A 25,840-nucleotide genomic window follows, 5' to 3' on the forward strand; every position below is an offset into this window, starting at 1 on the left:
CGGGCCGTCAAGGCCGCGGGCCGGCGCCGAGCGGCAGCACGGCTTCGACATGGCCGTCGAGGACGAGGTCGTCGCAGGCCCCGATGACCCGAAGCTCCGTCACGGCGAGCCGCAGCAGCGGCACGTTCGACCAGCGCGCGACGATTCTCCCGAGCGCGGCCGTCTCGGCTGCGTCGAGATCGTCGGCGAGGTTGTAGAGGCCGGTGAGCCAGAGATCGCCCGGCGCCCGGCCGAAGGCGGCCTGGACCTGCTGTAGCGGATTACGGCCGCCCCGCTTTTCCGGATAGACCGGCAGATAGAGCCGGCCGCGATTGACGTTGCCGGAGAAAAGCCCGCGCAGCTCCATCGTGAAAGGCCCGATCCGGCGTAGCGCCTCGCGCGTCTCGGCCGTGATCGCCGGCGGCGTGGCGAGGCCGAGCGAGCCGCAGACCGTCGCATGCAGCCGCTCCCGCCGCTTCGGCAGCAGGTCCCAGGCGATCTTGCCGGCGAAGGGGGCGGCCCTGAGCGAGCCCTCCAGGGCGAGGAACGCCGGGGAGGCGCGCAAGGTGTCGTCGTCCACCGGCAGGACGAGCGAGAACACGCGGGGATGGCGGCCCATCTCGTAGAAGCTGCCCTCGCGCCGGGGGATGACGCCGGGATGCCCGGGCGCGACCAGCGGCAGATGCGCCAGCCGGTAGCTCTCGTCGAGCTTAAGCGGCGTCGAGAAGTCGGTCAGGCTGCGCCGATACCCGAGCTCGCCGTCCCCGCAGAACGCCGGCGCCACGTCAGTCATCCTTCGCCTCGTCCTTGCGGAAGGGGCCCTCGGTCGCGAGCGCCGCCTGCGCCGCCGCGATCTCGGCACGCTCCTGTTCGAGATAGGCGGCGACGGGCCGCCTGAGGCCGGGATCGGCGATATGGTGCAGCGAGCGGGTGACGACCGGCCGGTAGCCGCGCGCGAGCTTGTGCTGCCCCTGCGCGCCGGCTTCGACACGGGCGAGCCCGTGCGCGATCGCGTAGTCGATGGCCTGGTGGTAGCAGACCTCGAAATGCAGGAAGGGATGATCCTCGATGCAGCCCCAGTTGCGGCCGTAGAGGGTGTCGGCGCCGCGGAAATTGATGGCACCGGCGATATGGCGCCCGGCGCGCCTCGCCATCACCAGCACGATGCGCTCGGCCATAGCCGCGCCGACCTGAGAGAAGAACGCCCGGTTGAGATAGGGCCGGCCCCATTTGCGCGAGCCGGTGTCCTGGTAGAAGGCGAAGAAATCATCCCAGACCGCTTCGGTGAGATCGCGGCCCGAGAGGTTCTCGATCGTGATGCCGGGGCTGAGCGCATCGCGCCGCTCGCGCTTCAGCGCCTTGCGCTTGCGCGAGGCGAGCGTGGCGAGGAAGTCGTCGTAGGTGCCGAAGCCCTCGTTCAGCCAATGGAACTGCAGGTCGTTGCGCTCGAGGTAGCCGGCCTGCTTCAGCGCGGCGGCGTCCGGCTCCTGCGCGAAGGTGACATGGACCGAGGAGGCCTGCGCCTGCGCCCTGAGCGCCTCGAGCCCTTCGATCAGGGCGGCGCGGGCCTCGTCGGCGCGTGGGGAGGCGGCGACCATCAGGCGCGGGCCCGTCGCCGGGGTGAAGGGCGCGGCGACGAGGAGCTTGGGATAATAGCGCCCGCCGGCGCGCTCATAGGCGTCGGCCCAGCCATGGTCGAAGACGTATTCGCCCTGGCTGTGGCTTTTCAGGAAGCTCGGCGCCGCCGCCAGCAGCCGGCCCGCCGCGTCCTCGACCATGAGATAGGCCGGCGACCAGCCGCTGCGCCCGCCGATGCAGCGGCTCTCTTCCAGCGCCATCAGGAATTCATGGGCGACGAAGGGATTGTCCCGGTCGAGCGCGGGATCGGCCGCGGGCGCCTGGGCGCAGGCGTTCCAGGCCTCTGCGGAAACGGCCTTGAGGGAGGTCGCGGCACGAAGCGTGAGATCGCCGCCCCCCGCCTCGCTCAAGGACGGAAGCCCTCGAAGACCATCTGGTCGGCCCAGCTGGCGGCCTTCTGCCGCTCCTGCGGGGTGCGCACCGTCCAGCTCATCAGGGGCAAGCCCAGCGCGTTGCGGCACAGATAGGGCGCCGCGCTGTCGAGATCCGAGACCTTCCAGGAGAGGAAGTCCGGCCGGCTCTCGGCGAAGTGCAGGAGATTGGCGAGCGCGTGCTTGCGCTGCGGCGAAAGGCTGTCGTAGTCGCTGTAATCATAGGCGTTCATCGCCACGATCCCGCGCGGGATCGCCGGCGCCAGCCTGCGCAGCGCCGTCACGATCGCCGGATCGAAGGATTTGATCACGATCGGGTGAGCTTCGTAGCCCGCGACGACCTCGACGGTGCGGCGGGTCAGCGCGAGGTCGTCGTCGAAGCGGCTCTTGATCTCGATGACGAGCGGGACGCGCCCGCCGACCAGGTCGAGGAAGGCGGAGAGCGTCGGGATACGGTCGCTCGAGCCCTTGAGGGTGATCGCGGAGAGCTCCGCCGCCTTGCGCGCGACGACCGCTCCCGTCTCGGCGGTCAGCCGGTCGAGCCCGAAATCATGGAATACGACCGCCTCGCCGTCTGCGGTGAGCTGGACGTCGCATTCGATGCCGAAGCCGCCGGCGATGGCGGCGATGGCGGCGGATGGGCTGTTCTCGATCACGCCGGCGGCGCGGTCGTGCAGGCCGCGATGGGCGATCGGCCTCGCCACCAGCCAGCCGAGATCGGCACCCATCAGGTGATCTCGAACATCGCTTCGACCTCGACGGCGGCATCGGCCGGCAGTTCCGCCACGCCCACGGTCGAGCGCGCATGGCGGCCCTTGTCGCCGAGGACGGCGACCATCAGGTCGGAGGCGCCGTTCATGATCGCCGGCAGGGCGGAGAAATGCGGGGCGGCGTTGATGAAGCCGCCGAGGCGCACGCAGCGCAGGATGCGGTTAAGATCGCCGCCGAGCGCGGCCTTGGCCTGGGCCAGCACGTTGATGGCGCAGAGCCTGGCCGCCTCCAGCCCCGCCTCGTTGAAGATCTCGGCGCCGAGCTTGCCCTTGTGCTGGTCGGAGAGCTTGCCGTCCGGCCCGAAGCAGAGCTGGCCCGAGATGACGAGCAGGTTGCCGGTGATCACGTAGGGCACGTAGTTGGCGATGGGCGCGGCGGGGGTCGGCAGGGTGATGCCGAGTTCGGCCAGTCGGGTATCGGCGGCGTTCACGGGCTTGGCTCCATCTGGCTTCGAGGGCAGGGCTTCTTCATGGCCGATGGCCGGCCGGCCCGCAAGCACTGCTGCCATGCCGGGCGGACAGGGCCGATGCGATCGGCCGGGGGCGGCTTCGTCGCCATGTTTGCGCCATTGCCGCGATGCAACTAGATTTCCGGCGGGTCACAACGGACGGACGGTGCATGAACGGAACGGCTTTGAGGCTCGCGGCCGGGGTTTTCGCTGCTGCGCTGGTTCTGGCCGGCGCGCCGGCCCGGGCGCAAGGAACGGCTGAGCGCGTGGTGCTCGCCCCGCATCGGGCGGTCTACGATCTCGTGCTCGACGAGGGCAAGCCCTCCGGCAGCATCGAGACGGCGAAGGGCCGCATCGCCTTCGAGTTCACCGGCGACGCCTGCGAGGGCTATGCGTTGTCCTTCCGGCAGGTCACGCAGCTCGGGACGCCGGCCGGGTCGCGCCTGATCGATGCCCGCACCGTGAGCTTCGAGGCCGGGGACGGGGGAAGCTACCGCTTCAAGACCGACAACACCTCGGGCGGGACCACGGAAACCGTCGACGGCACGGCGCAGAAGCGCGATGGCGGCTATGAGGTGAAGCTCAGCCGGCCCAAGGCCGAGACCTATCGCGAGGTGAACGACGCGCTATTCCCCAACGCGCAGATGAAGGCGCTGATCCAGGCCGCGCGCGCCGGCCAGAAGACGCTGAGCGTGCGCTTCTACGACGGCGCCAATTCCGGCAAGGACGTCTATGACACGCTCTCGATCATCGGCAAGCGCCTCGAGACCGCGCCCTCCGAGAAGCCGTTGCAGCGCCCCGAGTTCGAGAAGATGGCACGCTGGCCGGTGACGATCTCCTATTACAAGGCGGGATCGGGCGAATCGACGCCCACCTACAGCATCGCCTTCGAGCTCTACGAGAACGGCATCACCGGCGCGGTCAGGCTCGACTACAGCGGCTTTTCGCTGCGCGGCACGCTCACGCGTCTGGATCTTCTTCCGCAGGAGCCTTGCGCGAAATAGCCGGCTGGCGCTGCGGCAGCCTGAGTGCGAGGCCCTTGCCGATCGCCGCGTCGCCGAAGCGGGCGCGCAAGGCGTCGAGCGCGCCCTCCATCGCCTTCAGCCGCGGCGTCGCGGTATCGGCGAGATCGCCGTGGTCGGCGGCCTCCGGCGGGCTGAAATCGCTCGCGCCGATGCCGATCAGCCGGTAGTGCCACCCGTTGCACTCGCGCTTCAGGAGGTCGCGCCCGGCGGCGAACAGGCGCGCCGCGAGCTGCGTCGGCTCCGGCAGGCGGGCGGCGCGGGTGACGATGTGGAAATCGGCGCTCTTCAGCTTCAGCGTGACGGTGCGGCCGGCGAGACCTTGCGCCTTCAGCCGCTGCGAGGTCTTCTCGCAAAGCCGCCACAGGATCGGCTCCAGCTCCTCGAAGCGGGCGAGATCGACGTCGAGCGTCGTCTCGGTCGAGACGCTCTTGGTCTCGCGCTCGGGCGTGACGGGGCGTGGGTCGATGCCGTTGGCGAGGTTTTTGAGCCGCGGCCCGTCCCTGCCGGCGAGGCGGAAGAGCTTGTCGACGGGCGCCTCGCGCAAATCGCCGATCAACTTGAAGCCGCCCTCGGCGAGCCGCGTGACGCCCGCCGGCCCCATGCCGGGAATGAGGCCGATCGGCTGGCCGGCGAGGAAGGCGACGGCCTCGGCCCGCCCGATGATCGAGAAGCCGCGCGGCTTGTCGAGGTCGGAGGCGACCTTGGCCAGGAACTTGGCATAGGACAGCCCGACCGAGATGGTGATGCCGAGCTCATCCTCGACATGGCGGGCGAAGCGCGCCAGCGTCACCGCGGGGCTGGCATGGTGCAGCCGCTGCGTGCCGGAAAGGTCGAGGAAGGCTTCGTCGATCGACAGCGGCTCGACCAGCGGCGTGAGTTCCCGCATCAGCTGGCGCACCTGCCGGCCGACCGCGACGTATTTCGCCATGTCGGGCTTGATCACGACCGCCTCGGGGCAGGCCTTCAGCGCCTTGAACATCGGCATGGCCGAGCGCACGCCATAGGTGCGGGCGATGTAGCAGCAGGTCGAGACCACGCCGCGCTTGCCGCCGCCGACGATCACCGGCTTGTCCTGGAGGCTCGGATCGTCGCGCTTCTCGATCGTGGCGTAGAAGGCGTCGCAGTCGATATGGGCGAGGCTCAACGTATCGCGCTCGGCGTGGCTGATAAGCCGCGGCGAGCCGCAGGCCGGGCAGCGCCGCATAGCCCCCGCCGCCGCGTGATCCGACAGGCAGTCGCGGCAGAGCGCGCGCGCGCTCAACGGAAATCGTCCGGCTCCGGCCCGGCGAGGGCGCGCCGCGCCTCTGCGACCATCTCGGGATTCAAGCCCGCATTTCCGGCAAACTCCAGGAGAAGCGAATCGCTGCCGGCGATATGGTCGAGCACGGCGGCAAGGAAGCCGGGCTCGCCGGCGGCCTGACGCAGCGTCGCGGGCTGAAGGCCGGTGGCGCTGAGGAAGGGTTCGATCCGCTCGGGCTCGGCGGCCAGGAAGGCGAGCGCGCCAAGCGCCAGCGCCTCGGCTTCGTCGGATGTGGGGCGTCGCATTATTATGAAGGCCTGAGTCTTGTATTGGGTTTGTGTTTCGTCAACTGCTCACGTGCTACGCAATCATCGAACGACGCCGCCAGTTTGGAAAGCCCGCCTTCGGCGCGGCGCTCCCGGCGCAAACGAAGGGCGGCCCGATGAAGACGGTTCTGATCGTCGAGGACAACGAGCTCAACATGAAGCTCTTCAACGATCTGCTCGAGGCCCACGGCTATGCGACGCTGAAGACGTCGGACGGCATCGAGGCGATCGAGCTGGCGCGGACGCATCATCCGGCGCTGATCCTGATGGACATCCAGCTTCCGGAGGTGTCGGGGCTCGAGGTCACCAAATGGATCAAGGAGGATGACGACCTCAAGGCGATCCCCGTCGTCGCGGTCACCGCCTTCGCGATGAAGGGCGACGAGGAGCGCATCCGCGAGGGCGGCTGCGAGGCCTATCTCTCCAAGCCGATCTCGGTCGCCAAGTTCCTGGAGACCGTACGCGCCTATGCCGGCGCAGCCTGAGCCGCAGCCATGACCGCCCGCGTCCTCGTCGTCGACGACATCCCCGCGAATGTGAAGCTGCTCGAGGCCAAGCTCTCGGCCGAGTATTTCGGCGTGGTCACCGCGACGAATGGCCGCGACGCGATCGCGCTGTGCGAGCGCGGCGAGGCCGACATCGTCCTGCTCGACGTGATGATGCCGGGCATGAACGGCTTCGAGGTCTGCCGCCGGCTGAAGGGCGCGCCCGCGACGGCGCATATCCCGGTCGTCATGGTCACGACGCTCGACCAGCCGCGCGACCGGCTCCAGGGCCTCGATGCCGGCGCCGACGATTTCCTGACCAAGCCCCTCGACGACACCGCGCTGTTCGCCCGCGTGCGCAGCCTCGCCCGGCTGAAGGCGATGACCGACGAGTTGCGCAGCCGCGCGGTCGCCTCCGCCCGGCTCGGCATCGCCGATCCGCTCGCGACGGCCGCGGCCGAGACCGGCCTGAACGGCCGGATCCTGGTGGTGGAGGACCGGCCGCACGCCGCCGAGCGGTTGCAGAGCGCGCTCTGCGCCTTCCATGCCGTGGAGATCGAGAGCGACGCCCAGCAGGCGGTGATGCGTGCCGCCGAGGGCGGCTTCGACGCCGTGGTGATCAGCCTCGACCTGCAGGGGCAGGACGGCCTGCGCCTGTGCAGCCAGCTGCGCTCGCTGGAGCGCACGCGCAACGTCTCGGTGCTGATGATGGGGGAGGCCGAGGATCGAGACCGCATCCTGCGCGGCCTCGAGATCGGCGCGCATGATTTCCTCGTCCGTCCGATCGACCGCAACGAATTGCTGGCGCGGGTGCGCACGCAGGTTCGGCGCAAGCGTTTCACCGAGCGGCTGCGCGACAGCGTCCAGACCTCGATGGAAATGGCGGTGATGGACCAGCTCACCGGCCTGCACAACCGCCGTTTCATGGACAACCGGCTTTCGGCGATGTTCGACGAATCGGCGCTCAGGGCGCGTGCGCTGTCGCTGCTCGTGCTCGACATCGATCATTTCAAGGCCGTCAACGACAGCTGGGGCCATGATGTCGGCGACGAGGTCCTGCGCGAATTCGCCGACCGCGTCCGCGCCTGCACGCGCGGCATCGATCTGGTCGCGCGCATGGGCGGCGAGGAGATCGTCGTGGTGCTGCCCGATACCGGCGCCGAGGCCGCCTATCGCGTGGCCGAGCGCATCCGCGCACGTGTCGAGAGCACGCCCTTCGTCGTCCAGAACGGCACGCGCGAGATCACGATCACGGTATCGGTCGGCGTGTCGAACCGGCGTCCGGGCGATGCATCCTGCGCCGACATGATGAAGCGGGCGGACGATGCGCTCTATCGGGCCAAGGCCAACGGCCGCAACCGCGTGATCGTCGCCAACGCGGCCTGAAGCGGGCCTTTTTCCGCCCGGTAATCTTAGCCCGTAGGGTTAACGATCGACGAAGGCCGGCGGCCGGCCGGATTCGATTGATTCGCATCCGGCGCCTTGTAGAGATCGGACACGCCCCTCGGGAGCCCGGGTCCGCCGCATCTCCCGGGAAACCGGAGGGCCCGGCCGGTCGGTGGCGGAATTCTGGCCTCCTCAGAACCGCCGCCGGCCGGCTACCGCGCCCCTTCAGCCAGGTCCGTCAGCCGACGAAGCCCGCCGATGCGTGCCGTCGGGCATCGCGGCCGCCGCGGCGAGGTCGCTTCGCCCCGGTCGGATGCACGGCCATTCGGCTGTGCTTGGGGCGGATCAATGGCGCTCGCGGCTCGGCGTGGTGAGCCGCTCGACCTCTGCGCAAGCCTCGATTCTGGCCATCTCGAGGAAATAGGCGAGGGTGCCGAGCTTGGCTTCGCGGGCCATGGCGCGCAGTTCGGCGGTCATTCCCTCGACGAAGGAAGCAACTTCCAGCGGCGACATCGTACGACAGGCCATCTCTTCATCCTCGCATGTGAGGCGGGTTGCTCCGGGCGGGACCAGTTTGGGCACTGTACGCTTCATGGCGATCGATACCCTCCCATGATCGGAAGCCTATTTGTTCAACCGATGAGCTTCCCTTACGGATGTACAATTAATAATTGTATTTCCGGTCAAAGTTCAAGCGTAGGTGTTGTGTCTCACGCGCATTAGCCATGATGGATTATCGCAGGTCGCGGCGCGCGCGCGGCTGCGCCCGGAAGGCCGGTATGGGAACAATGGCTGCGGGCGGCCGTTGAAATCAAGAACCGGCCTGTCCCTGTCACGCCGACGCGCGGCCGGCATGGACCTTGCCGCAAAGCCGCCGCGATTGGTTCAGGCCCCATTCAACCGGATCGTACGACCCTGCCGTCATGGTTCGGGGCGATCCCGTGAAAGGAGATGCCGTCATGATGTCTCTGAGAAAAAGCACAGTCGTTGCGCTGGCCGCGGCCGGCATCGCCGCCGGTAGCTTCGCAGTGCCGGCATCGGCGGCCGGGGCGCGCGGCTTCGATGCGGCGCGCCTCGACGAGGCCCGGGTCGACTATACCCAGTATCGCTACCGCCACTGGCGCGGTCCCTCGCGTGGGGCGGCGGTCGCCGGCGCGGTCGGTCTCGGCATCCTGGGCGCGGCCGCGATCGCGGCCCAGAACCGCGCCTATGCGGCCCCGACCTATTATTACGATGATTACTATGCGCCGCCCCCGGCGCCGGTCTATGCCTATCCGCAGTATTATTACGCGCCCTATGGCTACGCGCAGCCCTACGACTTCCGCACCAATCGGGGCGGGAACAACTAGAGGCGCGAGCCTTGAGCTTGTGACGGCCCGCGCGATGCGCGGGCCTTTTTCATCGTTCGGTCGTCAGTCGTCGCCGTCATCCCCGCTTTCCTGCGGGCCGAGCCGGCCGAGCCGGTCGAGCGCGCCTTGCAGGATGTAGGCCGCCGCCATCTTGTCGACGACGGCGGCCCGTCTCGCCCGCGAGGCATCGGCGTCGAGCAGGGTGCGCGTCACGGCGAGCGTCGACATGCGCTCGTCCCAGAACACGACCGGCAGGCTGGTGAGCGGGGCGAGATTGCGCGCGAAGGCCCGGGTCGATTGCGCGCGCGGCCCCTCGCTGCCGTCCATGTTGAGCGGCAGGCCGAGGACCAGCGCGGCCACATGGTGCTTTCCGGCGATCTTCAGGAGCGCGGCCGCGTCGAGCCCGAACTTGACCCGCTGGATCGTCTCCAGCGGCGTCGCGATCCGGCGCTCCACATCCGAGAGCGCAAGCCCGATCGTCCGGGTGCCGAGATCGAGCCCGAGCAGCCGCGCCTGCGCCGGCAGGGCAAGGAGAGCTTCGAGCGGGACGATCGCGCTGGTCATGGCATGGCGGTATCACGACCCGCCTCGCGCCGCGAGCGCTGGATCGTTGAAGCGCAAGGCCGGCCTCACGCGAAATCGAAGCGGTCGACGTCGACCAGCCCCCTGTCGGTGATCTTGAGATGCGGGATCACCGGCAGCGTCAGGAAGGCGACCTGCAGGAAGGGCTCGGCCAGCACGACGCCGAGCGCCTTCGCCGCGGCGCGCAGATGTTCCAGGTCGCGCCGCACCGCCTCGAACGGCTCCTCGCTCATCAGCCCGGCGACCGGCAGCGCCAGCTCCGCCACGATCCTTTCGCCATCGGCCACCGCGAAGCCGCCGCCGGTCTCTATCAGGCGGTTCGCGGCCGCCGCCATCGAGGCGTCGTCCACCCCGACGACGCAGAGATTGTGGCTGTCATGCCCGACCGAGGAGGCGATGGCGCCGCGCTTCATGCCGAAGCCGTGGACGAAGCCGGTGGCGATGCCGCCGTTCTTGCCGTGCCGCTCGATCACCGTGACCTTGATCGCGTCCTGAGCCAGATCGGGCAGGGTCTCGCCGGCGTGAGCGGGCAGGGGCATCGCGAGCCGCTCGGTGATGATCCGCCCCGGCACGACGCCGATCACCGGTGTCTGCCCGTCGCGGGCCTCGGCCCGGAAGGAGGCCGGCGTGACCGGCCGGCACTTCACGCTGCCGTGTCCGACCGCGGGAACCTCGGTCCGGCCTTCGAACAGCTTGTCCTCGACCAGCCTCCCGCCAGTCAGGACATGGCGCACCGAGCAGGCGTCGAGATCCTCGACCAGCACGATATCGGCGCGCTTGCCCGGCCCGATGAAGCCGCGGTCGGCGAGTCCGAAGATGCGCGCCGCCGAGAGCGAGGCGACGCGATAGGTCGCGAGCACGTCCGCGCCCTTCGCGATCGCGGTGCGGATCATGTGGTCGAGATGGCCTTCCTCGCCGATGTCGAGCGGGTTGCGGTCGTCGGTGCAGAAGGCGAGGAAGGGCGAGGCATCGCGCGAGATCAGCGGGATCAGCGCGGCGAGGTCCTTCGAGACCGAGCCCTCGCGGATCAGGATCGCCATGCCCTTGGCGAGCTTCTCGCGAGCCTCCGCGGCGGTGGTGGTCTCGTGGTCGGTGCGGATGCCGGCGGCGAGATAGGCGTTGAGGTCCATTCCCCGCACCAGCGGCGCATGGCCGTCGATATGGCGCCGGGAGAAGGCCGATAGCTTGGCGAGGCAGCCGGGGTCGCGATGGATCACGCCGGGAAAATTCATGAACTCGGCGAGCCCGATCACCTTGGGATGGTCCATCATCGGCGTCAGGTCCTGCGCCGCGAGCGCCGCGCCGGCGGTTTCCAGATGCGTGGCGGGCACGCAGCTCGACAGATTGACGCGCAGGTCCATCCGCATCGCCTCGGCGCAGGCGAGGAAATAGCGGATGCCCTCGGCGCCCAGCACGTTGGCGATCTCGTGCGGGTCGCAGATCGCGGTGGTGACGCCGTGCGGCAGGACGCAGCGCTCGAATTCGAGCGGCGTCACCAGCGAGGATTCGATGTGCAGATGCGTGTCGATGAAGCCCGGCACGGCGACGAGGCCCTTCGCGTCGATGACGCGCTTGCCTTCGTAAGCTGCGTAGGTCCCGACGATGGTGTCGCCGCAGATGGCGATGTCGCTTTCGGCGAGATCACCGGTGACGAGATCGAGGAGCTTCGCGCCCTTGATCACGAGATCGGCCGGCTCGTCGCCGTGCCCCTGCGCGATCCGGCGGGCGAGTTCTTGACTGGAGACCGTGGCGTCGTCGGTCATGGGGTGGTTCCGTTGGTTCGACATCGCAGCAGCCTGCCCCTCCGCGGCGGCATTGTCGACTTGGTCGGCGGCCCCGATCGGCCTAGATAGGGACCGGACACTCGAAAGCCTGGAGCCTTCGCATGAAACTCACCTGGTACGGCCATTCCGCCTTCCGCGTCGACATCGCCGGCGCCGCCATCCTGATCGATCCGTTCTTCACCGGGAACCCGGCCTTCGCGGGCGATGTCGCGGCGATCTCGGGGGGCGTGAGCCATATCGTCGTCACCCACGGCCATGGCGACCATGTCGGCGACACGCTCGACATCGCGGCCAAGACCGGCGCGGTGGTGATCACCAATTACGATCTCGCCATGCATCTGGCCTCGCAGGGGCTGAAGAACTTCCAGCCGATGAACACCGGCGGCACGGTCGATCTCGGCCCGTTCAGCGTGACGCTGACCCGCGCCGACCACTCGGCCGGCATGGGCGAGGGCGGCGTCAACGTCCCCGTCGGCAGCCCCAACGGCGCGATCCTCAAGGCCAAGGGTGAGAAGACGCTCTGGCACATGGGCGACACCGATATCTTTTCCGACATGGCGCTTCTCGCCGAGATCCACGGCGTCGAGGCCTGCATCTGCCCGATCGGCGATCGCTTCACCATGGGCGGCAAGGTCGCCGCGCTCGCCATGAGCCGCTTCGTCAAGCCGAAGGTGGCGATCCCCAGCCATTACGGCACCTTCCCGATCATCGACCAGAACGCCGATCTGTTCGTCGCGGGGCTGAAGGGCAGCGGCATCGAGGTCGTGGTGCCGAAGAAGGGCGAGGCTTTCACGATCTGAGCCGCTAACGGAACGGGCGCCGGCTTCGGTTGCGGGCGCCTGCTGCTCCGCTTATAGCCCTGACGACAGGAGGCGCTCCCGCGCCGCCATCCATGCCAGGAGTCCGCCATGTCGGTCGATCTCGCCACCGTCAAACGTGTCGCGCATCTCGCGCGCATCGCCGTGCCGGAGGCCGATCTCACCAAGCTGCAAGGCGAGCTCAACGCCATCCTCGGCTTCGTCGAGCAGCTGAACGAGGTCGATGTGGACGGCGTCGAGCCGATGACCTCGGTGACGCCGATGGCGATGAAGCAGCGCGAGGACGTGGTGAACGACGGCGGGATCGCCGCCGCGATCGTCGCCAACGCCCCGGCCTGCGAGGACAACTATTTCATGGTGCCCAAGGTGATCGAGTAGCGCGCGCCGCTTCGATCCGCCCGACCGCATAGATGCTGGATAGTTCCGTGACCGATCTCACCCGCCTGACCCTGACCGAGGCCCGCGACGGCCTGAAAGCCAAGAGCTTCTCCGCCACCGAATTGACGAAGGCGCATATCGCCGCCGTCGAGAAGGGCCGCGCGCTGAACGCCTATGTGCTGGAGACGCCCGAGCACGCCCTGAAGCAGGCCGCCGCCTCCGACGAAAAGCTCGCCGGCGGCGAGGCGCGCCCGCTTGAGGGGCTGCCGCTGGGCATAAAAGACCTGTTCGCGACGCAGGGCGTGCGCACCACCGCCTGCTCGAAGATCCTCGGCAATTTCGTGCCGCCCTATGAATCGACCGTGACGAGCCAGCTCTGGCGCGACGGCGCGGTGATGCTCGGCAAGCTCAACAACGACGAATTCGCCATGGGCTCGTCGAACGAGACCTCGGCCTTCGGCAATGTCGTCAACCCGTGGCGCCGGAAAGGCTCGAACGTCTCTGCGGGCTCGGGCGGCGCCGTCGAGGGCACTCATCTCGTGCCGGGCGGCTCGTCGGGCGGTTCGGCCGCGGCCGTCGCCGCGGGCCTGTGCCTCGCCGCCACCGCGACCGACACCGGCGGCTCGATCCGCCAGCCGGCCGCCTTCACCGGCACGGTCGGCATCAAGCCGACCTATGGCCGCTGCTCGCGCTGGGGCACGGTCGCCTTCGCCTCCTCGCTCGACCAGGCCGGGCCGATCGCCCGCACGGTGCGCGACGCGGCGGTGATGCTGCGTTCGATGTCCGGCCACGATCCGAAGGACACCACTTCGGTCGACATGGCCGTGCCGGATTACGAGGCGGCGGTCGGCCGCTCGGTCAAGGGCATGAAGATCGGCATTCCGAAGGAATACCGGCTCGACGGGCTGAACCCGGAGATCGACGCGCTCTGGCAGCAGGGCATCGCCTGGCTGAAGGCCGCCGGCGCCGAGATCGTCGAGATTACGCTGCCGCATACGAAATACGCCCTGCCGGCCTATTACATCGTCGCCCCGGCCGAAGCCTCCTCCAACCTCGCCCGCTATGACGGCGTCCGCTATGGCCTGCGCGAGCAGGGCCGGGACATCGTCGAGATGTACGAGAAGACCCGCGCCGCCGGCTTCGGCGCGGAGGTCAAGCGCCGCATCATGATCGGCACCTATGTCCTCTCCGCCGGCTATTACGACGCCTATTACCTGCGCGCCCAGAAGGTGCGCACCCTGATCAAGCGCGATTTCGAGGTAGTCTATGCGCAAGGGGTCGACGCGGTGCTGACGCCGGCGACGCCCTCGGCCGCCTTCGGCATCGGCGAGAAGGGCGCGGCCGACCCGGTCGAGATGTACCTCAACGACATCTTCACGGTGACGGTCAACATGGCGGGCCTGCCCGGCATCGCCGTGCCGGCCGGGCTCGACGGGCAGGGCCTGCCGCTCGGCCTCCAGCTCATCGGCCGCCCCTTCGACGAGGAGGCGCTGTTTGCGCTCGGCGAGGTGATCGAGCAGGCGGCGGGCCGCTTCCCGGTCGCCGAGCGCTGGTGGGGGTGAGAGCGTAGCCGGAGCCCTCTGCGATGATCGTCAGCCGCGCCATGGCCTATGCCTGCCTGACGGTGCTCGCCGGGCTGCTCGCCTTCGTCGCCGTGCTGCTGATCCTGCTGACGGTCGTTCAGATCGCGCGTGGCGAGGCGGTGCCCGAGCCGGCCGGACGCGCGATCGGCACCGCCGTCGCCGCCGGCCTCGCCTTCCTCTGCCGCGCGGTGGCGCGGCGCCTGGTCTGACACCGCTTATCCTTGCGCCGCCGCCGCGACCCTGCGCCGGTTCCCGCGCAGGTCGGCCAGCCAGCGCACCACCACGTAGAACACCGGCGTGAAGATCAGGCCGAAGAGGGTCACGCCGAGCATGCCGGAGAACACCGCGATTCCCATCGCCTGGCGCATCTCGGCGCCGGCCCCGATCGAGACGGTGAGCGGCAGCACGCCGAGGATGAAGGCCATCGAGGTCATCAGGATCGGCCGCAGCCGCGTGCGGGCGGCGGCGACCGCCGCCTCGCGCCGGGTGAGCCCCTCGTCCTCCGCCTGCCGGGCGAACTCGACGATCAGGATCGCGTTCTTGGCGGCGAGGCCGACCAGCACGACGAGCCCGATATCGACCAGGATGTTGCGGTCGAGCCCGGCATAGTTCACCCCGAACATCGCCGCCAGGATGCACATCGGCACGATCAGGATGACCGAGAGCGGCAGGAGCCAGCTTTCGTAGAGCGCCGCCAGCAGCAGGAAGACGAACACCACCGCCAGCCCGAAGGCGATGATCGCGGTGTTGCCGGCGAGCTTCTCCTGCAAGGCGATCTCGGTCCATTCGAAGCCGAAGCCGGCCGGCAGGCGCTCTGCCGCGATCTGCTCGACCGCAGCGATCCCCTGTCCGGTCGAATGGCCGTGCGCCATCGAGAGCTGCACCTCGGCCGCCGGATAGAGGTTGTAGCGCGGCACGCGATAGGCGCCGGTCGTGTCGTGGAAGGAGGCGATCGAGCCGATCGGCACCATCTCGCCGTCGGCGTTGCGGGTCTTGAGGTTGGCGACGTCGCGCGTGGTCAGGCGGAACGGGTTGTCGGCCTGAGCGGTCACGCGAAAAGTCCGGCCGAGCAGGTTGAAGTCGTTGATATAGGCCGAGCCCATATAGACCGACAGCGTCTCGAAGATGCGCGTCACCGGCACGCCGAGCATCTCCGCCTTGGTGCGGTCGATATCGGCGTAGATCTGCGGCGTCCTGGTCGAGAACAGCGTGAAGGGCTGCTGGATGCCCGGCACCTGCCCGGCGGAGCCGGCGACGATCCAGGCCGCGCCTTCCAGCGCCTGCAGGCCGCGCCCGCCGCGATCCTGGACATAGCCCTTCAGGCCGCCGCCGGTGCCGATGCCGGGAATGGCCGGCGGCTCGATCACCAGCGTGAACGCCTCGGAGATGGTGAACATCTGCTGGCGCAGGTCGTTGAGGATGCCGGTCGTGGACAGCCCGGCCTTCTCGCGATCCTTGAACGGCGCGAGCGCGACGAAGGCGACGGCCGCGTTCGGCGCGATGGTGAAGGTCGCGCCGTCGAGCCCGGCGAAGGCGACGGTGTGGGCGACGCCCGGCCGCGACCGCAGGATCTCGCCGGCCTTGCGCAGCACCGCGTCGGTGCGCTGGAGCGAGGCGCCCGGCGGCAGCTGCATCGCGATGATGAAATAGCCGCGGTCGAGCTGCGGCACGAGGCCGGTCGGCGTCCGGCGCAGGTCCCAGACGGTCGCCGCGATCAGGCCCGCATAGACGATCAGCAGGATCGCGGCGATGCGGATCAGCCGCGCGGTGACGTGCCCGTAGACCCGCGACAGCCAGTCGAAGCCGGCGTTGAAATAATGGAAGAACCAGCGCAGCGGCGCGGCGAGCCGGTGGAGGAAGCCGTGCGGCTCGTCCTCGCCATGCTTCCTGTGCGGCTTGAGCAGCACCGCCGACATCGCCGGCGACAGCGTCAGCGAGACGAAGCAGGAGATCGCCGTCGAGGCCGCGATGGTGACCGCGAATTGCTGGTAGAAGGTGCCCTGCAGCCCGCTGATGAAGGCGGTCGGGATGAACACCGCGCAGAGCACCAGCGCGATCGCCAAGAGCGCGCCGCCGACCTCGTCCATCGTCTTGTGCGCCGCTTCCGCGGGCGTCAGGCCCTGCGCCAGATAGCGCTCGACATTCTCCACCACGACGATCGCGTCGTCGACGACGATGCCGATGGCGAGCACCAGTGCGAGCAGCGAGATGGTGTTGAAGGAGATGCCGAGCGCGCTCATCACCAGGAAGGTGCCGACGAGCGAGACCGGGATCGCCACGATCGGGATCAGCGCGGCCCGCCAGGTCTGCAGGAACAGGATCACCACGAACACGACGAGCACGATCGCCTCGAGCAGGGTGCGCACCACGGCGTTGACCGATTCGCCGATGAATTCGGTGGGGTTGTAGATGATGCGGTGCTCGACGCCGGCCGGGAACTGCCTGGCCATCGCGGCCATCGTCGCGATCAGCGCATCGGAGGTCGCGAGCGCGTTCGAGCCCGGCCGCTGGAAGACGCCGATGGCGACGGTGCCGCGGTCGTCGAGATAGGCGTTGGTGGTGTAGTCCTGCGAGCCGAGCTCGACGCGCGCGATGTCGCGCACGCGGATCGTGCCGCCGTCGGCGTCGGCGCGCACGACGATGTTCTCGAATTCGGCGACCTCGCTCAGGCGCCCCAGCGTGTTGACCGAGAGCTGGAAAGCCTCGTCCGACCTGGCCGGCGGCTGGTTGAGCGCGCCGGCGGCGACCTGCACGTTCGCGGCCCTGAGCGCGGTGACCACGTCGCCCGCCGTCAGGTTGCGCGCGGCGACCTTGGCCGGGTCGAGCCAGATGCGCATCGAGAAGTCGCGCGCGCCGAAGACCTGCACGTCGCCGACGCCCTCGACGCGGGTCAGCACGTCCTTGATGTTGAGCGAGGCGTAGTTCGAGATGTATTGCGCGTCGCGCGAGCCGTCCGGCGAGATGATGTTGATCACCATCAGGAAGTCGGGCGAGGCCTTGCGCGTCTGGATGCCGAGCTGGCGCACCTCCTGCGGCAGGCGGGGTTCCGCCGCCGAGACCCGGTTCTGCACCAGGACCTGCGCCTGGTCGATGTCGACGCCGGCCTTGAACACGACATTGATCGTCACCCGCCCGTCGCCGGTCGATTGCGAGGTGATGTAGAGCATGTCGTCGACGCCGTTGACCTCCTGCTCGATCGGGGTCGCGACGGTTGCGGCGACGACCTCCGCCGAGGCGCCGGGGTAGAAGGCGGTGATCGAGACGGTCGGCGGGGCGATCTCGGGATATTCGGCGATCGGCAGCGTGCGCAGCGCGATCGTTCCTGCGATCGTCAGCAGCACCGAGAGGACGGTGGCGAAGATCGGCCGGTCGATGAAGAAATGGGCGAAGCGGAACATGGCGGGCTCAGTTGGTCGTCGCGAGCTTGATCTGGCCGGGCTGCGGCGTCACCTGAACGCCCGGCCGGATCATCGGATTGGCGTTGCCGCCGACGATCACCCTGTCCTCGCGGGAGAGCCCGGAGCGGATCACCCTGAGCCCTTCGTTCAGCGGGCCGAGCACCACCGGCTTGGGCACGACCTTGTTCTCGGGGCTAACCGTCAGCACGATCCTGCCGGCCTGGTCCGAGGCGATGACGGTGTCAGGCACGAGCAGCGCGTCGGATTCGCCGGCGAGCAGGCGCAGGCGCCCGAACACGCCCGGCGTCAGGAACTGGTCCTCGTTCGCGAACACGGCCCGGCCGCGGATCGTCGCCGAACGGGCGTTCAACGCATTGTCGAGGAAGTCGACCTTGCCGCGCCGGCCCCATCCGGTCTCGTCGGCGAGGCGCACCTCGACCACCGTGCCCGCGTTCCTGGCGGCGTCCGCGCGCGGCTGGCTCATCCGCGCATAGCGCAGGAAATCGGCCTCGGAGATGTCGAAGGCGAAGTAGACCGGCGCCACCGCGACGATGGTCGTGAGCAGCGAGGCGCCCGACTGGCCGCCGGCGATCAGGTTGCCGGGATCGACGCGGCGGTTCGAGACGCGCCCGGCCAGCGGCGCGCGCACCTCGGTCCATTCGAGGTTGAGCTCGGCGGTCTTCAGATTGGCCTCGGCGCCCTGCTGCGATCCGATCGCGCTGTTCAGGTTGGCGCGGCGCTGGTCGACGTCGCGCGCCGTGATGGTGCGGTTCTGCGTCAGCCCCTCGGCGCGCTCGACCTCGTTCTGGGCGAGGTCGACCTGGGCCCGGGCGCGGGCGACCTCGGCGCGGGCGGCGTCGACTGCCAGTTTGTAGGGCCGCTGATCGATGGTAAAGAGCAGGTCGCCCTTCTGGACGAGCGAGCCGTCGCGGAAATGCACGCTGTCGATGAAGCCGGAGACGCGGGCGCGCACATCGACCTGCTCGCTGGCCTCGAAGCGGCCGGTGAACTCGTCCCAGTCGGTGATGCGCTTGGCGAGCGGGTTGGCGACCTGGACCGGGGGAGCGGGCGGAGCGCCCTGCGCGGCGGCGTCGAAAGCCGCCGGGGCGGCCGACGCGAAGACGACGGCGAGCACCAGGCCGATGGAACGGCTGCGTGACATGACGGAACTCCGGATGGCGCGCCGGCTCGACCCATGGGACCCCGGCATATCGTGCTAGAAGAGACGGGAAGTGACGAATGTCAAGTTCCATCACTCGTCAGAGGCTATCTCCGGCGGCACTATCCTGCTCTTCCCGTCAGCCGGTTGCAGGAGTGCAACGGCTTCACGGCGCGCGGGGTGCGGCGTGCCGCTCTTGCCGCCCGCCTTTCGACATCGTAACGCGTAGGCGATGATGTCAGCCGGAAGAGACCAGATGAACGCGCATGCCCGCCCCGCCGACCCGAAGAAGCTGATCAAGGGCGCGACCGGCGACTGGGAAGTCGTGATCGGCATGGAGATCCATGCCCAGGTCACCTCCAATGCCAAGCTGTTCTCCGGCGCCGCGACCGGCTTCGGCGCCGAGCCGAACGCCCATGTCAGCCTCGTCGACGCCGCCATGCCCGGCATGCTGCCGGTGATCAACGCCGAATGCGTCCGGCAGGCGGTGCGCACCGGGCTTGGCCTCAATGCCGAGATCAACAAGCGCTCGGTCTTCGACCGCAAGAACTATTTCTATCCGGACCTGCCGCAGGGCTACCAGATCAGCCAGTACAAGAGCCCGATCGTCGGCGAGGGCGAGATCGTCGTCGATCTGACCCCGACCGAGCAGATCACCGTCGGCATCGAGCGGCTGCATCTCGAGCAGGATGCCGGCAAGTCGATCCACGACCAGCATCCGACGATGAGCTTCGTCGATCTCAACCGCTCGGGGGTCGCGCTGATGGAGATCGTCTCCCGGCCGGACCTGCGCTCGGCCGAGGAGGCGAAGGCCTACGTCTCGAAGCTGCGCACCATCCTGCGCTATCTCGGCACCTGCGACGGCGACATGGAGAAGGGCAACCTGCGCGCCGACGTCAACGTCTCGGTGCGCCGGCCGGGCGAGCCCTTCGGCACGCGCTGCGAGATCAAGAACGTCAACTCGATCCGCTTCATCGGCCAGGCGGTCGAGACCGAGGCGCGCCGCCAGATCGGCATCATCGAGGATGGCGGCACGATCGACCAGGAGACGCGCCTCTACGATCCCGGCAAGGGCGAGACCCGCTCGATGCGCTCGAAGGAAGAGGCGCACGACTACCGCTACTTCCCCGATCCGGACCTGCTGCCGCTCGAATTCGACGACGCCTTCGTCGAGACCTTGAAGGGCGCGCTGCCGGAATTGCCGGACGCCAAGAAGGCCCGCTTCATCGCCGAATACGGGCTTTCGCCCTATGACGCCTCGGTCCTGGTCGCCGAGCGCGAGCAGGCCGATTACTTCGAGGCGGTCGCCAAGGGCCGCGACGGCAAGGCCGCCGCCAACTGGGTGATCAACGAGCTGTTCGGCCGCCTCAACAAGGAAGGCAAGGACATCGCCGCCTCGCCGGTCTCGGCCGCGCAGCTCGGCGGGCTCGTCGACCTGATCGGCGAGAACGTCATCTCCGGCAAGATCGCCAAGGACCTGTTCGAGATCCTCTGGACCGAAGGCGGCGACCCGCGCGCGATCGTCGAGGCCCGCGGCATGAAGCAGGTCACCGATACCGGCGCCATCGAGAAGGCGGTCGACGAGATTATCGCGGCCAATCCCGACAAGGTCGAGCAGGTCAAGGCGAAGCCCACCATGCTCGGCTGGTTCGTCGGCCAGGCGATGAAGGCGTCCGGCGGCAAGGCCAATCCGCAGGCGCTGAACGAGATCCTGAAGAAGAAGCTCGGAATCGAGTGATCATGTGACCCCCGCCGATCTCGTCATCCGCGACGCCGAGGCCGCCGATCTGCCGGCGGTCAGGGCGCTGCTCGTCGAGACCTGGCATGCGACCTATGACGGCATCTATGGCTGGCGGCGCGTCGCCGAGATCACCAATGCCTGGCACTCGCTGGATAGCTTGCGCGCCCAGCTCGGCCGCGACGAGGGCGTCTTCCTCGTCGCGCTGGTCGGTGCCGAGATCGTCGCGACCGCTTCCGCAAGGCGCGAGCGCGACGGCGCGGCGCTGCTGACGCGGCTTTATGTCCTGCCGGCAAGGCAGGGCGTCGGCATCGGGCGCACCTTGCTCCAGGTCGCGCTGGCCTGCTTCCCCGAGGCGTCGGTGGCGCGGCTCGAGGTCGAGAGCCAGAACGAGCCGGCCATCGCCTTCTACGAGCGCATGGGCTTCTTCCTGCAGCGGCAGGCCCGCTTCGACGGGCGCGACGACACGCCCAACACGCTGCTGATGGCCAGGCGCCTTTTCCTGGCGTGAGCCGCCATCGCCTCTTCCCGCCCACCTGAAAGGAAGCGAACCATGTCGCAAGTCCCCGCCAAGCCGATCGACCTGTATTACTGGCCGACGCCGAATGGCTTCAAGATCACCATCATGCTCGAGGAGTGCGGGCTGCCCTATGCCATCGTGCCGGTGAACATCGGCAAGGGCGAGCAGTTCAAGCCGGATTTCCTCGCCATCGCCCCGAACAACCGCATGCCGGCGATCGTCGATCCCGACGGGCCGGGCGGCAAGCCGATCTCGGTCTTCGAATCCGGCGCCATCCTGCAATATCTCGGCCGCAAGACCGGGAAATTCTATCCGGCGGAGGAGCGCGCCCGCGTCGCCGTCGATGAATGGCTGTTCTGGCAGATGGCCGGATTCGGGCCGATGCTCGGCCAGACCCATCATTTCCGCCTCTACGCGCCCGAGCCCGTGCCCTACGCGATCGAGCGCTACACCAACGAGGCGAACCGGCTCTACGGCGTGCTGAACCGGCGCCTCGAGGGCCGCGACTATATCTGCGGCGACTATTCCATCGCCGACATGGCCTGCATCGGCTGGGCGCGCGGCTGGGAGCGGCAGGGGCAGGACATCGCGCAGTTCCCGCATGTCGGCCGCTGGCTGGAGACGATGCAGGCGCGGCCGGCCGTGCGGCGCGGCCTCGAGGTCGGCGCCGCGCTGCGCGACCCGGCCGGCATCAGGACCCCGGAGGAAAAGGCGATCCTCTTCGGCCAGAAGGCGCGCTGAGGGCCGGCCGCAATCCCGCGCGGCACGGGCGCAGATCCGTGCCGCTTCCGTGACGCAAGGTGAATCCATTCTCAACATCCCTTGTGAGGGCGATTCGGCAATGCGTTGAGATCGCTTCCTTTTTCGTAATTCGAAGGTGAATCCCCGGTTGCTTTAACCGGGTGATGACGTTTCGTTGAGGTTCGATTCATCTCGAAATTTAGGACGCATTTTAAGGATCGGGCCCACTCTCGCACTCATCAGCCGGGGCCTTTGGACGGGCGGACGGCACAACGACAAGACGGTGCAAGGAGAGGCTGTCATGGCACGCATGGAGATGAGCGCGGTTCCTGCTTCGCTGGTGATCCCGGCGGAGGTTTCGGCGGAAGCCTATTGCGAGCTCGGGCTGATGCACGCTTCGGGGCGGGCGGGAGCCGTCGACCTGGTCAAGGCGCAGATGTGGTTCAACGTCGCCTTCGCCCGCGGCTCCGCCCGGGCGGCGGAGCATCGCAGGGAGCTGGCGCTGGAGATGAACCGCGACGAGATCGCGGCCGCGCTGCGCGAGGCCCGCGCTTTCCTGACGCGGCACTGAGAACGGAGCGCCTTGTGGGTCGGGGAGGCGGCGGCTATAAGCGCGCCGCATTTCCCTTTATCAGTACCCTTCCAAGGATCGATCGATGGCTGTCCAGCGCACCTTCTCCATTCTCAAGCCCGACGCGACGAAGCGCAATCTCACCGGCGCGGTCAACGCGGTCATCGAGAAGGCCGGCCTCAGCATCGTCGCGCAGAAGCGCATCCGGATGACGCAGGAGCAGGCGCAGACCTTCTACGCCGTCCACAAGGAGCGCCCGTTCTTCGGCGAGCTCGTCGCGTTCATGATCTCCGGCCCGGTCGTCGTGCAGGTGCTGGAGGGCGAGGACGCCATCGCTAAGTATCGTGAGGTGATGGGCGCGACCAACCCGGCCAACGCCGCCGAGGGCACGGTGCGCAAGCTCTTCGCCCAGTCGGTCGGCGAGAACACCGTGCATGGCTCGGACGCGCCGGAGACCGCCGCGATCGAGATCGCCCAGTTCTTCTCGGGCAACGAGATCGTCGGCTGAGCGCAAGCCGCTTCGTGAAAACGAAAAAGGCGGGCCGGTTTCCGGCCCGCCTTTTTCATGCGGGATCAGAGCCCGAAGGAGTAGCTCGTTCCGGTGTCGAAGGAATAGCTCGCCGAGAGCCCGATCGTAATCGAATCGCGCGAGCCGAACGGCCTGACGATCGGGGAGCGCGTGGCGTCGCCGACGAGGCGCTTGTACTCGACATAGGCCGTGGTCTTGAGCTGCTCGGACCAGTGATAGGTCACCTGGGCGAGCGCGCCGACCGTATGGACGCCGGCATTGTAGCGTTGCAGCAGGCCGCCCGTGCCGGGCATGGCGCCGTAGGTGCCGAAATAGGTCCGGATATAGTCGGCCGAGGTGATCCGCATGCGCGGGCCGACGCCGAGCGTCCACTGGCCGACCGTCGAGAAGGCGTCGAGCTTGAGATCGGCGACGACGCCGTCATGCGCGACGATGCCGCGGCGCAGATCGACGCGCCCGCGCAGCCAGGATGTCGGATAGAACTCGGCGAAGACGCCGGCCTCGGCCCCGAACTTGGTCGACGGCACCGCGACGAGGGCCGGATTGACCTTGGCGCTGCGCTTCCAGAGCAGGTCGCCGGAGAAGCCGATGCGCCAGCCCTGGCCGGAGAACACGCCGATCGAGAGCATCGCGTCATCCTCGGCGCTCCACCAGGTGCTCTTCAGGCCCCTGCCCAGCGATATGATCGGACGGGCGCGGAAGACGTAGTCGTCCGAGCCGGCGTAATCGGGCTGGTAACGGACGCCGGCGCCGAGCGTGAGATACCAGTTCTGCGCAGATTGCGGGGAGGTGAGGGTCGAGTAGTCGCTGGACTGGGCCTGGGCTTGGCCGGGCAGCGACAGGGCAAGGCAGGCCGCAAGACCGGCCAGATACGCAACGCAACGCATGATCCAGAACTCCGACGCGACGGCGTCTTGGGACAGATGATGCCCGCAATCTGGAGAATGAGGTTTAACGGGTGGTTAAGGTTCCCATTTCCTTAGCGCGCTGCCCGAAACCGCCCGTTAATCGATGCGGGCGAGGATGGTCCGGAAGGCCGGACATTGCCGGCCATGGAGCGCGCGGGCGGCGATCATGGAACTGGCGATCCTCTGGTTGCTCTGTGTGGCGGTTTTCCTCGAGCTCGCCGAGCGCGCGCCTGAGATCGACTAGGATCGCGCCTCGGAATCGGCACCTCGCCGCGCAGCCTCTTGACCTCGCGGCGCTCTATGGCCATGCCGGGACACGGGGCTTGGCATCGTGGTCTGCGATGCGCCCGGTTCTCGAAGGACAGGCGGATCATGAAGATGCGGCGGATGAGTGCGGTCGTTCTGGCCGGTGGACTGTCGATTCTGGCGAGCGTTTCGGCCTATGCCGCAAGCGGTTCGGCTCCCTTGCCCCCGCCCGACCCGACGGCGAAGAACCTGAGCCCCTACAGGATCCAGCTGCGCGCCTTCGACGCCTGCCTGGTCACGCAGTCGCAGCTCATGGGCACGACGCGCGAGGCGGTCCATTCCGCCTGCAGCTGCTACGCCAAGGGCACGGTCAACGCGATGACCAAGGACGAGATCCAGGCTTTCCGCGACACCGGCTATTTCAACGATTCGGCGCGCCAGAAGGGCCTCCAGTTCATCGATCAGTGCAAGCTGAAGCGCCCGTTCTGAACAAGCGCCTCACTCCTGCCAAGCTGCTGACATAAGCTGTCAGCTGGACGGGTCATCCTGTCTTGGCCTGAAGGGAGTGGGAGACTGAGGCCGTGCAGCGCGCCGAACGATTGCTCGACATGATCCAGAGCCTGCGTCGCCGCAGGCGCCCCGTGACCGCCGAGACGCTGGCCGGCGAACTCGATGTCTCCGTGCGCACGGTCTATCGCGACATCGGCGCGCTGGTGCGCCAGGGCGTGCCGGTGCGCGGCGAGGCCGGCATCGGCTATGTGCTCGACGCCGGCTTCGACCTGCCGCCGCTGATGCTCTCGCCCGACGAGATCGAGGCCGTGCTGGTCGGCATGCGCTGGCTCGCCGAGCGGGCGGACCCGGCGCTGGCGCGCGCCGCCGAGGACGTCGTCAGCAAGGTCGCGGCGGTGCTGCCGCCGCATCTCAAGCCGATCCTGCTCGACGGGGCGCTGTTTGCCGCCGCCCATCCCGGCGACGTGCCGGCCGACCAGGTCGATGTCGCCGCCGTGCGCGCCGCCATCCGCAACGGCTGCAAGCTCTCGATCCGCTACAGCGACGAGAGCGGCCAGGCGACGCAGCGCATGATCTGGCCGATCGGCATGACCTTCTACGACCGTGTGCGCATCGTCGTCGCCTGGTGCGAGCTCCGGCAGGCTTTCCGCCATTTCCGCACCGACCGCATCACCGGTCTCGTTTCGCTGGAGCAGCGCTATCCCGCCCGCCGCGCCGATCTCTTCCGCCGCTGGCAGAAGGAGGAGCGCGCGAAAGAGGAGGCGGCTTTGGCTCCTCAGCCGCGGACGACGGCGCCGGCTTCGAGCCTCGATCGGCCGGAGGCGACCTCCGCCAGCGCCGCCGGATAGAGCCTGTGCTCCTCGACGAGGACGCGCGCGGCGAGCGTCTCCTCGTCGTCGCCGGGCTTAACCGGCACCTTCGCTTGCAGGATCACCGGCCCGGCATCGAGCTCCGGCACGACGAAATGCACCGAGCAGCCATGTTCGGTGACACCGGCTTCCAGCGCCTGCCGGTGCGTATGCGTGCCCTTGAACAGCGGCAGCAGCGAGGGATGGATGTTGATCATCCGCCCCTCCCAGCGCTTGACGAACCAGGGCGTCAGGATGCGCATGAAGCCGGCGAGCACGATGAGCTCGATCTGGTTGACCCGCAGCAGCTCATCGACAGCGCGCTCGAAGGCCTCGCGGTCCTTGCCGAAGGGGCGGTGGTCTACCGTCGCCGTGGCGATGCCGAACGCGCGCGCCCGCTCAAGCCCGGCGACATCGGGAATGTTGGAGATAACCAGCGCGATCTTAGCCGGATAATCCGGCGCCTCGGCCGCCTGCGCCAGCGAGACCATGTTGGAGCCGCGCCCGGA

28 protein-coding genes are annotated in these 25,840 nt (G+C 68.4%); 15 read left to right on the top strand and 13 right to left on the bottom strand.

From position 1 onward, the window contains the following. Positions 1-7 precede the first annotated feature (7 nt). Genes M9917_RS19025 through M9917_RS19040 form a run of 4 tightly spaced genes read right to left on the bottom strand, consistent with a single transcriptional unit; the run spans position 8 to position 3,189 of the window. Complete coding sequence (locus M9917_RS19025; protein WP_297256326.1) at positions 8-772, bottom strand: 2'-5' RNA ligase family protein; 765 nt, start codon at positions 770-772, stop codon at positions 8-10. Beyond that, positions 765-1,967, bottom strand: a complete 1,203-nt coding sequence (locus M9917_RS19030; RefSeq protein WP_297256328.1) for a GNAT family N-acetyltransferase — start codon at positions 1,965-1,967, stop codon at positions 765-767. The genes M9917_RS19025 and M9917_RS19030 overlap by 8 nt, the downstream gene beginning before the upstream one ends. Then, positions 1,964-2,716 (bottom strand): glycerophosphodiester phosphodiesterase family protein, encoded by a 753-nt coding sequence (locus tag M9917_RS19035; protein ID WP_297256329.1) that lies wholly within the window; start codon positions 2,714-2,716, stop codon positions 1,964-1,966. Before M9917_RS19035 ends, M9917_RS19030 begins: the two co-directional genes overlap by 4 nt. Continuing rightward, entirely contained in the window at positions 2,716-3,189 is a 474-nt protein-coding gene (locus M9917_RS19040; RefSeq protein WP_297256331.1) for a RidA family protein, read from the bottom strand. Before M9917_RS19040 ends, M9917_RS19035 begins: the two co-directional genes overlap by 1 nt. A gap of 188 nt (positions 3,190-3,377) precedes the next feature. Between M9917_RS19040 and M9917_RS19045 the strand changes: the two genes are divergently transcribed. Continuing rightward, positions 3,378-4,211 carry a cell envelope integrity EipB family protein gene (locus M9917_RS19045; protein WP_297256333.1) on the top strand — a complete coding sequence of 278 codons (834 nt, stop codon included), beginning with the start codon at positions 3,378-3,380 and terminating at the stop codon, positions 4,209-4,211. Here M9917_RS19045 and M9917_RS19050 read toward each other — a convergent pair. Beyond that, positions 4,168-5,493 carry a DNA polymerase IV gene (locus tag M9917_RS19050; protein ID WP_297256335.1) on the bottom strand — a complete coding sequence of 442 codons (1,326 nt, stop codon included), beginning with the start codon at positions 5,491-5,493 and terminating at the stop codon, positions 4,168-4,170. The genes M9917_RS19045 and M9917_RS19050 overlap by 44 nt on opposite strands. Continuing rightward, positions 5,490-5,777 (bottom strand): DUF3572 domain-containing protein, encoded by a 288-nt coding sequence (locus tag M9917_RS19055; protein ID WP_297256337.1) that lies wholly within the window; start codon positions 5,775-5,777, stop codon positions 5,490-5,492. Before M9917_RS19055 ends, M9917_RS19050 begins: the two co-directional genes overlap by 4 nt. 137 nt (positions 5,778-5,914) lie before the next feature. Between M9917_RS19055 and M9917_RS19060 the strand changes: the two genes are divergently transcribed. After that, positions 5,915-6,283, top strand: coding sequence for a response regulator (locus M9917_RS19060; RefSeq protein ID WP_112576866.1), 369 nt, complete (start codon positions 5,915-5,917; stop codon positions 6,281-6,283). Positions 6,284-6,292: 9 nt separating this feature from the next. Continuing rightward, positions 6,293-7,669 (top strand): PleD family two-component system response regulator, encoded by a 1,377-nt coding sequence (locus M9917_RS19065; RefSeq protein ID WP_297256340.1) that lies wholly within the window; start codon positions 6,293-6,295, stop codon positions 7,667-7,669. 345 nt (positions 7,670-8,014) lie between these two features. Here M9917_RS19065 and M9917_RS19070 read toward each other — a convergent pair whose 3' ends face one another. Continuing rightward, positions 8,015-8,197: a hypothetical protein gene (locus tag M9917_RS19070; RefSeq protein ID WP_297256341.1), complete on the bottom strand. Its 183-nt coding sequence runs from the start codon at positions 8,195-8,197 to the stop codon at positions 8,015-8,017. A 434-nt stretch (positions 8,198-8,631) separates the two neighbouring features. Here M9917_RS19070 and M9917_RS19075 point away from each other — a divergent pair, with 434 nt between their 5' ends. Continuing rightward, the gene (locus tag M9917_RS19075) at positions 8,632-9,018 is read left to right on the top strand and encodes a hypothetical protein (protein ID WP_297256343.1); all 387 of its coding nucleotides are present in this window, start codon (positions 8,632-8,634) and stop codon (positions 9,016-9,018) included. 63 nt (positions 9,019-9,081) lie between these two features. Here the strand turns inward: M9917_RS19075 and ruvX are convergent, their stop codons facing one another. After that, positions 9,082-9,582 carry a Holliday junction resolvase RuvX gene (gene ruvX, locus M9917_RS19080; RefSeq protein WP_297256345.1) on the bottom strand — a complete coding sequence of 167 codons (501 nt, stop codon included), beginning with the start codon at positions 9,580-9,582 and terminating at the stop codon, positions 9,082-9,084. A 65-nt stretch (positions 9,583-9,647) separates the two neighbouring features. Beyond that, positions 9,648-11,363 (bottom strand): adenine deaminase, encoded by a 1,716-nt coding sequence (ade, locus tag M9917_RS19085; RefSeq protein WP_297256347.1) that lies wholly within the window; start codon positions 11,361-11,363, stop codon positions 9,648-9,650. Positions 11,364-11,485: 122 nt separating this feature from the next. Between ade and M9917_RS19090 the strand changes: the two genes are divergently transcribed. From M9917_RS19090 to M9917_RS19105, 4 genes are all read left to right on the top strand, one after another. Next, complete coding sequence (locus M9917_RS19090) at positions 11,486-12,184, top strand: metal-dependent hydrolase (protein ID WP_297256349.1); 699 nt, start codon at positions 11,486-11,488, stop codon at positions 12,182-12,184. Between the two features lie 108 nt (positions 12,185-12,292). Further along, positions 12,293-12,580: an Asp-tRNA(Asn)/Glu-tRNA(Gln) amidotransferase subunit GatC gene (gatC, locus tag M9917_RS19095; RefSeq protein ID WP_297256351.1), complete on the top strand. Its 288-nt coding sequence runs from the start codon at positions 12,293-12,295 to the stop codon at positions 12,578-12,580. Positions 12,581-12,627: 47 nt separating this feature from the next. After that, positions 12,628-14,142: an Asp-tRNA(Asn)/Glu-tRNA(Gln) amidotransferase subunit GatA gene (gene gatA / locus M9917_RS19100; protein WP_297256353.1), complete on the top strand. Its 1,515-nt coding sequence runs from the start codon at positions 12,628-12,630 to the stop codon at positions 14,140-14,142. 23 nt (positions 14,143-14,165) lie between these two features. Then, complete coding sequence (locus tag M9917_RS19105) at positions 14,166-14,372, top strand: hypothetical protein (protein ID WP_297256355.1); 207 nt, start codon at positions 14,166-14,168, stop codon at positions 14,370-14,372. Positions 14,373-14,378: 6 nt separating this feature from the next. Here M9917_RS19105 and M9917_RS19110 read toward each other — a convergent pair whose 3' ends face one another. Together M9917_RS19110 and M9917_RS19115 are read right to left on the bottom strand one after the other, a co-directional pair. After that, positions 14,379-17,561: an efflux RND transporter permease subunit gene (locus M9917_RS19110; protein WP_297256357.1), complete on the bottom strand. Its 3,183-nt coding sequence runs from the start codon at positions 17,559-17,561 to the stop codon at positions 14,379-14,381. 7 nt (positions 17,562-17,568) lie between these two features. Beyond that, complete coding sequence (locus tag M9917_RS19115; protein ID WP_297256359.1) at positions 17,569-18,723, bottom strand: efflux RND transporter periplasmic adaptor subunit; 1,155 nt, start codon at positions 18,721-18,723, stop codon at positions 17,569-17,571. Between the two features lie 253 nt (positions 18,724-18,976). Between M9917_RS19115 and gatB the strand changes: the two genes are divergently transcribed. The 5 genes from gatB to ndk all read left to right on the top strand — a co-directional run bounded on the left by gatB (position 18,977) and on the right by ndk (position 22,798). Continuing rightward, on the top strand, positions 18,977-20,458 hold the full coding sequence (gatB, locus tag M9917_RS19120; protein ID WP_297256361.1) for an Asp-tRNA(Asn)/Glu-tRNA(Gln) amidotransferase subunit GatB: 1,482 nt from the start codon (positions 18,977-18,979) through the stop codon (positions 20,456-20,458). A 4-nt stretch (positions 20,459-20,462) separates the two neighbouring features. Further along, complete coding sequence (locus M9917_RS19125; RefSeq protein WP_297256363.1) at positions 20,463-20,969, top strand: GNAT family N-acetyltransferase; 507 nt, start codon at positions 20,463-20,465, stop codon at positions 20,967-20,969. A gap of 42 nt (positions 20,970-21,011) precedes the next feature. After that, entirely contained in the window at positions 21,012-21,719 is a 708-nt protein-coding gene (locus tag M9917_RS19130) for a glutathione S-transferase N-terminal domain-containing protein (protein WP_297256365.1), read from the top strand. Between the two features lie 301 nt (positions 21,720-22,020). Next, positions 22,021-22,290: a hypothetical protein gene (locus M9917_RS19135; protein WP_297256367.1), complete on the top strand. Its 270-nt coding sequence runs from the start codon at positions 22,021-22,023 to the stop codon at positions 22,288-22,290. Positions 22,291-22,375: 85 nt separating this feature from the next. Further along, the gene (ndk, locus tag M9917_RS19140; RefSeq protein WP_297256369.1) at positions 22,376-22,798 is read left to right on the top strand and encodes a nucleoside-diphosphate kinase; all 423 of its coding nucleotides are present in this window, start codon (positions 22,376-22,378) and stop codon (positions 22,796-22,798) included. 65 nt (positions 22,799-22,863) lie between these two features. Here ndk and M9917_RS19145 read toward each other — a convergent pair whose 3' ends face one another. Next, a complete protein-coding gene (locus tag M9917_RS19145; protein WP_297256370.1) occupies positions 22,864-23,706 on the bottom strand; it encodes a MipA/OmpV family protein in 843 nt (280 codons plus the stop codon). 408 nt (positions 23,707-24,114) lie between these two features. On the opposite strand from M9917_RS19145, the gene M9917_RS19150 reads away from it, so the two are divergent. Next, positions 24,115-24,462 carry a hypothetical protein gene (locus M9917_RS19150; RefSeq protein WP_297256372.1) on the top strand — a complete coding sequence of 116 codons (348 nt, stop codon included), beginning with the start codon at positions 24,115-24,117 and terminating at the stop codon, positions 24,460-24,462. 92 nt (positions 24,463-24,554) lie between these two features. Next, positions 24,555-25,331: a helix-turn-helix transcriptional regulator gene (locus M9917_RS19155; protein WP_297256374.1), complete on the top strand. Its 777-nt coding sequence runs from the start codon at positions 24,555-24,557 to the stop codon at positions 25,329-25,331. On the opposite strand, the gene purN is transcribed toward M9917_RS19155, so the two are convergent. Further along, positions 25,259-25,822 (bottom strand): phosphoribosylglycinamide formyltransferase, encoded by a 564-nt coding sequence (gene purN, locus M9917_RS19160; RefSeq protein WP_297257129.1) that lies wholly within the window; start codon positions 25,820-25,822, stop codon positions 25,259-25,261. The genes M9917_RS19155 and purN overlap by 73 nt on opposite strands. Between the last annotated feature and the right edge of the window lie 18 nt (positions 25,823-25,840).

Source organism: Bosea sp. (in: a-proteobacteria), from assembly GCF_023953965.1.
Taxonomy (GTDB): Bacteria; Pseudomonadota; Alphaproteobacteria; order Rhizobiales; family Beijerinckiaceae; genus Allobosea.

Bases quoted from the DNA above. Each gene is read 5' to 3' on its own strand.
- M9917_RS19060 (WP_112576866.1), top strand. From the start codon at position 5,915: ATGAAGACGGTTCTGATCGTCGAGGACAACGAGCTCAACATGAAGCTC.
- M9917_RS19145 (WP_297256370.1), bottom strand. From the start codon at position 23,706: ATGCGTTGCGTTGCGTATCTGGCCGGTCTTGCGGCCTGCCTTGCCCTG.
- M9917_RS19070 (WP_297256341.1), bottom strand. From the start codon at position 8,197: ATGGCCTGTCGTACGATGTCGCCGCTGGAAGTTGCTTCCTTCGTCGAG.
- ndk (WP_297256369.1), top strand. From the start codon at position 22,376: ATGGCTGTCCAGCGCACCTTCTCCATTCTCAAGCCCGACGCGACGAAG.
- M9917_RS19135 (WP_297256367.1), top strand. From the start codon at position 22,021: ATGGCACGCATGGAGATGAGCGCGGTTCCTGCTTCGCTGGTGATCCCG.
- M9917_RS19025 (WP_297256326.1), bottom strand. From the start codon at position 772: ATGACTGACGTGGCGCCGGCGTTCTGCGGGGACGGCGAGCTCGGGTAT.
- ruvX (WP_297256345.1), bottom strand. From the start codon at position 9,582: ATGACCAGCGCGATCGTCCCGCTCGAAGCTCTCCTTGCCCTGCCGGCG.
- M9917_RS19150 (WP_297256372.1), top strand. From the start codon at position 24,115: ATGAGTGCGGTCGTTCTGGCCGGTGGACTGTCGATTCTGGCGAGCGTT.
- ade (WP_297256347.1), bottom strand. From the start codon at position 11,363: ATGACCGACGACGCCACGGTCTCCAGTCAAGAACTCGCCCGCCGGATC.
- purN (WP_297257129.1), bottom strand. From the start codon at position 25,822: ATGGTCTCGCTGGCGCAGGCGGCCGAGGCGCCGGATTATCCGGCTAAG.
- gatB (WP_297256361.1), top strand. From the start codon at position 18,977: ATGAACGCGCATGCCCGCCCCGCCGACCCGAAGAAGCTGATCAAGGGC.
- M9917_RS19035 (WP_297256329.1), bottom strand. From the start codon at position 2,716: ATGGGTGCCGATCTCGGCTGGCTGGTGGCGAGGCCGATCGCCCATCGC.
- M9917_RS19105 (WP_297256355.1), top strand. From the start codon at position 14,166: ATGATCGTCAGCCGCGCCATGGCCTATGCCTGCCTGACGGTGCTCGCC.
- gatC (WP_297256351.1), top strand. From the start codon at position 12,293: ATGTCGGTCGATCTCGCCACCGTCAAACGTGTCGCGCATCTCGCGCGC.
- M9917_RS19090 (WP_297256349.1), top strand. From the start codon at position 11,486: ATGAAACTCACCTGGTACGGCCATTCCGCCTTCCGCGTCGACATCGCC.
- M9917_RS19075 (WP_297256343.1), top strand. From the start codon at position 8,632: ATGTCTCTGAGAAAAAGCACAGTCGTTGCGCTGGCCGCGGCCGGCATC.
- M9917_RS19110 (WP_297256357.1), bottom strand. From the start codon at position 17,561: ATGTTCCGCTTCGCCCATTTCTTCATCGACCGGCCGATCTTCGCCACC.
- M9917_RS19065 (WP_297256340.1), top strand. From the start codon at position 6,293: ATGACCGCCCGCGTCCTCGTCGTCGACGACATCCCCGCGAATGTGAAG.
- M9917_RS19130 (WP_297256365.1), top strand. From the start codon at position 21,012: ATGTCGCAAGTCCCCGCCAAGCCGATCGACCTGTATTACTGGCCGACG.
- M9917_RS19055 (WP_297256337.1), bottom strand. From the start codon at position 5,777: ATGCGACGCCCCACATCCGACGAAGCCGAGGCGCTGGCGCTTGGCGCG.
- M9917_RS19045 (WP_297256333.1), top strand. From the start codon at position 3,378: ATGAACGGAACGGCTTTGAGGCTCGCGGCCGGGGTTTTCGCTGCTGCG.
- M9917_RS19115 (WP_297256359.1), bottom strand. From the start codon at position 18,723: ATGTCACGCAGCCGTTCCATCGGCCTGGTGCTCGCCGTCGTCTTCGCG.